We start from the raw sequence: 7,013 nt of genomic DNA, 5'->3' as shown, positions 1-7,013 counted from the left end.
AGATGACTGCTTCAGCATAAGAAGCTCGAAGGCGAACAAAAACCAGGAGCAAGAAAATCGCTCCCGGTCATTAAAAATGCAGGTTATATTTTCACAACTTCAATATAGGAAATATGGTGCCCTTCCTTGTCCTTAATAATAAATCTGAATCCTTCTTCTTCAATAAAGTCTCCTTGAATCACATCATACTTCTGCGTCATTATCCAGCCTCCGATTGTGTCTACATCATCATCAGATAATGAAGTTCCCAGGAGGTCATTTGCTTCTGAAATCAGCAGCTTTGCATCCAGGATATAATGATTTTCTCCGGACTTTTGAACAAGCGGAAGTTCATCGGCATCAAATTCGTCTCGAATTTCGCCTACAATTTCTTCGAGGATATCTTCAGCTGTGACCACTCCAGCTGTTCCGCCGTACTCATCAAGGAGAATTGCCATATGGGACCGCTCTTTTTGCATTCTTAGGAGCAAGTCGTGAATGGGAATGGTTTCAATCACCCTGATGACAGGTTTAATATATTGCCGTAAAGGGTGTTTGCCTTCACACTTTTTTCTAACGCAGTCTGTTAAGATTTCCTTTACATTAATAATCCCCAGAATATTATCTTTATCACCCGCCGTAACAGGATATCTGGTGTATCGCTCATTCAATATGAGATCCAGGGTTTCTGCCAATGATGAATCTTCCGGAAGGGTAACGATCTCGGTTCGAGGAACCATTATCTCTTTAGCAATTCTATTGTCAAACTCAAAAATTCGATCTACATACTGATATTCTGATGGATTGATTTCTCCGCTCTTTAAGCTTTCAGATAGGATAATCCGCAGCTCTTCCTCTGAATGGGCCATTTCACTTTCTGAAATAGGCTTCAGTCCAAATAACCCTGTGATAATTCTTGCTGAACCATTTAAAATCCAAATAAATGGATACATAATCCTGTAAAATACTATTAATGGTTTTGAAAAAGATAACGTTATTGCCTCTGCTTTTTGTATGGCAAAGGTTTTTGGCGCCAGTTCTCCAATAACCACATGAAGAAATGTCACAACAGAAAAAGCAATAACAAAAGAGAGGATATGAGTTATGGAAGCCTGTAAGTTAATGCTTTCAAATAGGGGATGGAGCAGCCTCTCAATAGTCGGTTCACCAAGCCAGCCGAGGCCCAGTGCTGTAATCGTAATCCCAAGCTGACAGGCAGATAAGTATTCATCCAGACTGCTTATAACTTGTTTTGCTGAACGGGCTTTAGCATTTCCCTCCATAATAAGCTGGTCAATACGTGAAGTCCGGACTTTAACAATGGCAAATTCAGATGCAACAAAAAAAGCAGTTAATGCAATTAAGAGAAATAATAAAAATAGGTTAAGGGTGATCATATAAAATCCTTACACGATATGTAAGGAGCCGGCACCTCCTTTATTATAAGTACTTTTCCCTTATTCATGAATTTTACAAATAAACCTGGAATAAAGGATTTCTTTAATAAGAAAGTACCCTTAATTAGGAGGAAGGTAACCAGTAAATAATAAAAAAGCCTGAAGGCAGGCTTTTTCGAAAGTGAAACGTATAAATTCTGAAGGTAGATAACTGTCTAGCTCCAGGCGCCATCGGCTTTTCTTTTCAATAATTCCATTCTCTTGCCAGAAGTCCATATACGGCAAGGTCGTGATATCGATTATAAAGGTACTCTCCATCCCGGATGATTCCTTCCTGACGAAAGCCGAGCCTCTCCGGTATCGCGCGGCTTTTTCCATTTCTGATCCCGCACCGTATTTCGATTCTGTTCAGTCTTAAATGAAAGAAAGCATGATTAATCATGGCTTGCACACTTCGTGTCATAATTCCGCTTCCCTCAAAATCCTTTGCAAGGTAATACCCAATGCTGGTTTGTCTGTTATTCCAGTCGATCTGGTGAAAACCAATAGAGCCTGCAAGTTTTCCCTGATAACGGATACCTGCATTAAAGCCGTTGTTATCTGCAAACTGTTTCAGCCATATTGGAATAATAGAGTGATATTGTACAGGTGAAGCCATATTATCTACCCATGGAAGCCATTCTCTTAAATGACTGCGGTTTGTGTCCACCAGGTTGAAAAGCTCTTCTGAATGATGCAGCTGGAACAATTGCAATTCTATATCTTCATCTGCTTTTAAGGAAAACATGGGGCAATCTCCTCCAATAATCAGTAAATATATTAATAATAATCTGAAATAAAATAAAAATATATATTTTTGGTTAAAATCATGAAAGCTTTTCAGCCAGTAATATAAAAAAGCTGCTCCTCAATTTGGAGTCAGCCTTTGCCTTTTGTCTGTTTTTCAGTTGGCAGGATTATGCTGAAAACGGTCCAATCCGACTCTGTATCACAGGTCAGTGTCCCTTGATGTTTTTCAATTATCTCTCTGCATACAAATAAACCCAGCCCTGTTCCAAGTGTTTTTGTTGTAACAAACGGTTCGAAAATGGAACTGACGAGATGCTCTGGAATTCTAGGCCCATTGTTAGCAATATCAAGCTTTATGTGTCCTTCTGGAGTCCATTTGCTTTTAATATGAATGACAGGGTCACTGCGGTACTGAGTAAGCACATCAATGGCATTGAAGATAATATTGATAAATACTTGACGGATTTCATCAGCATAGCCATTCAAATATATATCTTCGTTCATATCCTGTAGAATCTTAACCTTTCCATCCAGAATACTGGGGTATAAAAATATCAGGACTTCATCTATTAATTCATTTAGAGAGAAAGTGATTTTCTCTTTTCCAATCAGTTCCTTTTTTGAGAGAAGCAAAAATTGTGAAATTCTAAAATTCAGCTGCTCCAGTTCATTTGATATGATGTCCAAATATTTCATGGTGGGATTTTCGGACTTTAACAGCTGGATAAACCCCTGTACAGATGTAAGCGGATTTCTGAATTCATGAATAAAGCTGGAAGTCATCTGGCCGAGCAGCGTCAATCTATCTTTATGGGTCGAATCGATAAATTGTGTCTTTTCCTTTATGATCTGATCTTTTGCATCCGTGTATCTGGAAACAGCGTGGTATAAGAATTTATCGAAGCAATAACCGATTCGTTCGTACTGTCTTTGCAGTTCATGAAAATGTATTTCGGAACGATTCAATATATCGAGAACGATTGTTCTCCCCAAGTTGACATTATAAACAAAGTCTCCAATATTAATTTCTGCTTTCACTCGCTGCTCAGCCACAGAGTAGGCAAGTTTCTGAATATATTCTTCAAGTTCATCGCCGTCTTTTATCAAAAATTGAATAATTAATTGGAACATGGCGTTGCCATTATCTTTGATTTTATCCTTAAAAGGATCATCCTTATTAATGAGGATTTTTTCATTCCATTCACTTAAAAGGTCTTCTTTTTCCGTTAGCAGAAGTTCCAATATGGCATTATTTGTTTCAATCGTCATTTTACCCTCCACTTTTTCACATTAAAACAGTTATCCCATAGATTTCGATAGATTACGGCAAAATCCTCTGTTAATTTAATGGAAAATAACAGTAATTTTACCCTATGGATTATGGCCATACTTGTGACAAAAAGCACAGTCATTTTTTTGTGACAATTGGTATATTTAAATAACAAGGCAGTTTTTTATTTGTAAAATTGTCACTATTTCTTTTATAATATAGTAACAGGTGTAAATTTACACCAACAATGAAAAGGGAATGAAGCTGCATTGACTAGAGATGAAATTATACTGAAAGTTTCAGATAAGATCCGTCTTATCCGTACAGAAGCAGGATACACACAGGATAAGATGGCGGAAATTATTGGTGTTTCAAAGAAGACACTGGTTCAAATTGAGAAAGGGCGGGCAGAAGCAGGATGGTCGACTGTGGTGGCTGTATGTGCCTTATTCAGGGAAACGGAAACAGTCCGATTTCTGTTTGGAAACGAACCCCTTGAAGTTCTGGAGACTATTGCAAGAGAGGGAATCGATTATAGGAAGGAAAAGACTCTTGGCGGAAAGCTCTGGTGGCGGGAATTGAAGAGAAGCAACGGTTTGATCCTTCAGCAGAATATCATCAGCCAGCATTACAGGATTATTGATCAGGACCATTTTAGAATTTACAGCAGTTTTGATGAAGCATCTTCTAAAGAACGGTTTGAGGAGCTGGCTGCAGAGAATAAAGGCCTTCAGTAATAGGTGTATTCTATTAATTATAAGAAAGCAGCCGGCGGGCTGCTTTCCTGTTTTAGGGGATTTGCGGATTTTCCTTATCTTTAGCTATAAGCACTGGGCAAGGAGAATTTTTGGCAATTTTTGAACTGGTGCTCCCAAGGAACATCTTTTTAATTCCGCCTTTGCCTGAGCTCCCCACTATAATTAAATCGGCATTTTCGGCAGCTGCATATTCAGATATGCTGTCAGCGGGACTTCCTTCTATAACATCGAACTTTACATTAATGTTATACGGTTCAAGAATTTCCCTTGCATTAAAAAAAGTATTGTCAACACTATGTTTCACTCTTGCGTGAGTCGTTGCTGAGGATTCATCATGATATACCGGCAGGGGCGGTATTTGAATTCCTTCCAGCAGATAGCCATTTGTCCTTACAGGCTCTATTGCTTTCTCATTGCTTATGGGAACATTTTCAATTGTCTCCTCAAAGACTTGTGTAATCAGAAGCTGGGTTTCAGGATGCTGCTTAACCAATTCGATTGCCATATTTAAAGCCTGTCTGCTTCCATCTGTATCATCATAGCCAACTACAATTTTTTCAAAGAACATAATAGTTCACCCCTTCTTAAGGTAAGGAAACTTATTCGTCATATACCCTTTATTGCAAGAAGTCAATCATTGTAAATCAAAGGGTTCCTGAAAAATTTGTGCATACCCCCACAAAAAACGATATTGCTTCGTAGATTCTAGTATTAATAAAAATGAGGCAAGCTCATATGGAATGCTATGAAGCACCCGAGTTCCAAGCGTCTGCAAAAATTCCATCTTATCAAAAAGCATTCGGTCAACGATTGCTTTTTTTCATTGATGCCGCATTGGGAGTTTTGTCACCTTTTAATCTGGAAAGTAAATTCCGGGTAATAAAGACTAAAAATAAAATGTACAAAAGATGATAAATAATTTGAGTTTTTGGGTACATGTATATGTCTGGGAGAATTATAGTTTTTAGCTGGGAACAAAATACTATATGAAAACATATTCTTTGCAGGTATGCTGATATCGGTATAGTCTAGAGGCTGCCGTTAAACCAGCAAAATGATATTTCAGCAAGAGGTATTGGAGGAAATATGAGAAAGAGAACTTCAGTTATTAAAAAGTTTCAGTCAACTTGGAAAAAGCTGCACCTGACACAGGTATCCATATTGCTTGCATCTACATTAGTCTTGGCTTTCTTAAGCTTCGTTTATTTTTCATACAAGGATGCGGATATAAGTGCACTTGAAGCAGGGCTGGCACAATCTACAGTCATTTATGACGCTGATGGGGAAGTAGCCAGCAAGATCTCGGCAAATAAAAATGAAGGCATTTCAATTGATCAAATTCCTGATCATATGAAGAATGCGGTTATTGCCATTGAAGACCACCGTTTTTATGATCATGGAGGAATTGATTTAAAAGGTATAGGCAGAGCCTTTTATACAAATCTGAAGGCAGGCGGAATTGTTGAGGGGGGCAGTACGCTTACCCAGCAGCTGACTAAAAACGCCTTATTGTCTGCAGAGAAAACATATAAAAGGAAGCTGGAAGAATTTTTCCTTGCGCTTGAGATAGAAAAAGAATACAGCAAAGACGAAATTCTTCAGATGTATTTAAACCAGGTTTATTTTGGAGAAGGTGCCTGGGGCATAAAGCGTGCAGCGATGAAATACTATGCAAAGGATGTGGAGGATCTTTCAATTAGCGAAGCAGCACTGCTTGCTGGGCTGGTTAAAGCCCCTTCAGCGATCAATCCTTACCAAAATAAAGAGAAAGCAATTGAAAGAAGAAACCTCGTGCTTGATCGCATGAAGGAATACAGCTTTATTTCAGAAAAAGAATGGGAAAAAGCTAAAAATGAAAAGCTTGTTTTTGAAGACGGCGGGGGAGATCCTCTTAAAGGGAAATACCCTTACTATGTTGATGTTGTTCTTGAAGAAGCTATAAATAAGTATAATATTTCCCTTGATGATCTTCTTAGTAACGGTTATCAAATTTACACAGAGCTTGATCAGGATATGCAGGGCAGTGTAGAAGAAACGTATAAAAATGATCAATTATTCCCTAAAGGTACGGGAGATCAGCCGGTGCAAAGCGGAGCCATACTTCTGGATCCCCAGAATGGCGGAATCCGTGCCCTTGCAGGGGGAAGAGGCGAACATACCCTTCTGGGCCATAACCGTGCTGTTCACAAAGTTGGCCAGCCTGGATCAACAATGAAGCCGATTGTACCGTACACAGCGGCACTGGAATCGGGTTGGGAAATTAAGGATGAACTTAAGGATGAGAGAATGACATTTGGCAAAGATTATGAGCCAAATAACTATAATGGCCAGTTCCGGGGAAATGTGCCGATGTATGAAGCAGTCAAGGATTCTTTGAATGTTCCTGCAGTATGGCTTTTGGATGAGATTGGCGTGGAAAAAGGAGTGGATGCCGCGAAGAGATTTGGCATACCTGAAGCTGCCATCAATCAAAATCTGGCACTCGCCCTTGGGGGTACAAATGAAGGTGTTTCTCCTCTAACTATGGCTCAAGCATATGCTGTGTTTGCAAATGGCGGTGAAAGGCCGGAAGCCCACTCCATTACAAAAATAGTTGATAAAGATGGGGAGACAGTTGCAGAATGGAAAGGTGAAAACACAAGAGTCATATCAAAGGATGTTGCAGATAAAGTGACAACCATGCTTCTTGGGGTAGTTCAGCATGGTACAGGGAAGGCTGCCCAAATACCCGGCAGAGACGTTGCCGGGACGACAGGAAAGATCGGACGAGCGTCGTGTAGGGAAAGAGTGTCGACGAGCGTGTAGATCTCGGTGGTCGCC

At 39.5% G+C, this 7,013-nt stretch carries 6 protein-coding genes; 2 read left to right on the top strand and 4 right to left on the bottom strand.

Annotated elements, in window-relative coordinates; genetic code table 11:
* Nucleotides 1-83: 83 nt before the first annotated feature.
* The 3 genes from ACEQ1T_RS20070 to ACEQ1T_RS20060 all read right to left on the bottom strand — a co-directional run bounded on the left by ACEQ1T_RS20070 (nucleotide 84) and on the right by ACEQ1T_RS20060 (nucleotide 3,434).
* Nucleotides 84-1,376 carry a hemolysin family protein gene (locus ACEQ1T_RS20070; protein WP_370224430.1) on the bottom strand — a complete coding sequence of 431 codons (1,293 nt, stop codon included), beginning with the start codon at nucleotides 1,374-1,376 and terminating at the stop codon, nucleotides 84-86.
* A gap of 244 nt (nucleotides 1,377-1,620) precedes the next feature.
* Nucleotides 1,621-2,163 (bottom strand): GNAT family N-acetyltransferase, encoded by a 543-nt coding sequence (locus ACEQ1T_RS20065; protein ID WP_370224428.1) that lies wholly within the window; start codon nucleotides 2,161-2,163, stop codon nucleotides 1,621-1,623.
* Between the two features lie 131 nt (nucleotides 2,164-2,294).
* The gene (locus ACEQ1T_RS20060; protein ID WP_206834917.1) at nucleotides 2,295-3,434 is read right to left on the bottom strand and encodes a histidine kinase N-terminal domain-containing protein; all 1,140 of its coding nucleotides are present in this window, start codon (nucleotides 3,432-3,434) and stop codon (nucleotides 2,295-2,297) included.
* 270 nt (nucleotides 3,435-3,704) lie between these two features.
* Between ACEQ1T_RS20060 and ACEQ1T_RS20055 the strand changes: the two genes are divergently transcribed.
* Nucleotides 3,705-4,172, top strand: coding sequence for a helix-turn-helix transcriptional regulator (locus ACEQ1T_RS20055; RefSeq protein WP_009331481.1), 468 nt, complete (start codon nucleotides 3,705-3,707; stop codon nucleotides 4,170-4,172).
* A 52-nt stretch (nucleotides 4,173-4,224) separates the two neighbouring features.
* Here ACEQ1T_RS20055 and ACEQ1T_RS20050 read toward each other — a convergent pair whose 3' ends face one another.
* Nucleotides 4,225-4,761 carry a universal stress protein gene (locus ACEQ1T_RS20050; RefSeq protein WP_370224427.1) on the bottom strand — a complete coding sequence of 179 codons (537 nt, stop codon included), beginning with the start codon at nucleotides 4,759-4,761 and terminating at the stop codon, nucleotides 4,225-4,227.
* 518 nt (nucleotides 4,762-5,279) lie between these two features.
* On the opposite strand from ACEQ1T_RS20050, the gene ACEQ1T_RS20045 reads away from it, so the two are divergent.
* Nucleotides 5,280-6,998 (top strand): transglycosylase domain-containing protein, encoded by a 1,719-nt coding sequence (locus tag ACEQ1T_RS20045; RefSeq protein ID WP_372530252.1) that lies wholly within the window; start codon nucleotides 5,280-5,282, stop codon nucleotides 6,996-6,998.
* The last annotated feature ends 15 nt before the right edge of the window (nucleotides 6,999-7,013 follow it).

The organism is Cytobacillus sp. (genome assembly GCF_964223445.1).
In the GTDB taxonomy this organism is placed as follows: Bacteria; Bacillota; Bacilli; order Bacillales; family Cytobacillaceae; genus Cytobacillus.
The sequence above is the reverse complement of the archived record's forward strand: the minus strand, read 5'-3'. Positions and strand labels throughout refer to the sequence as shown.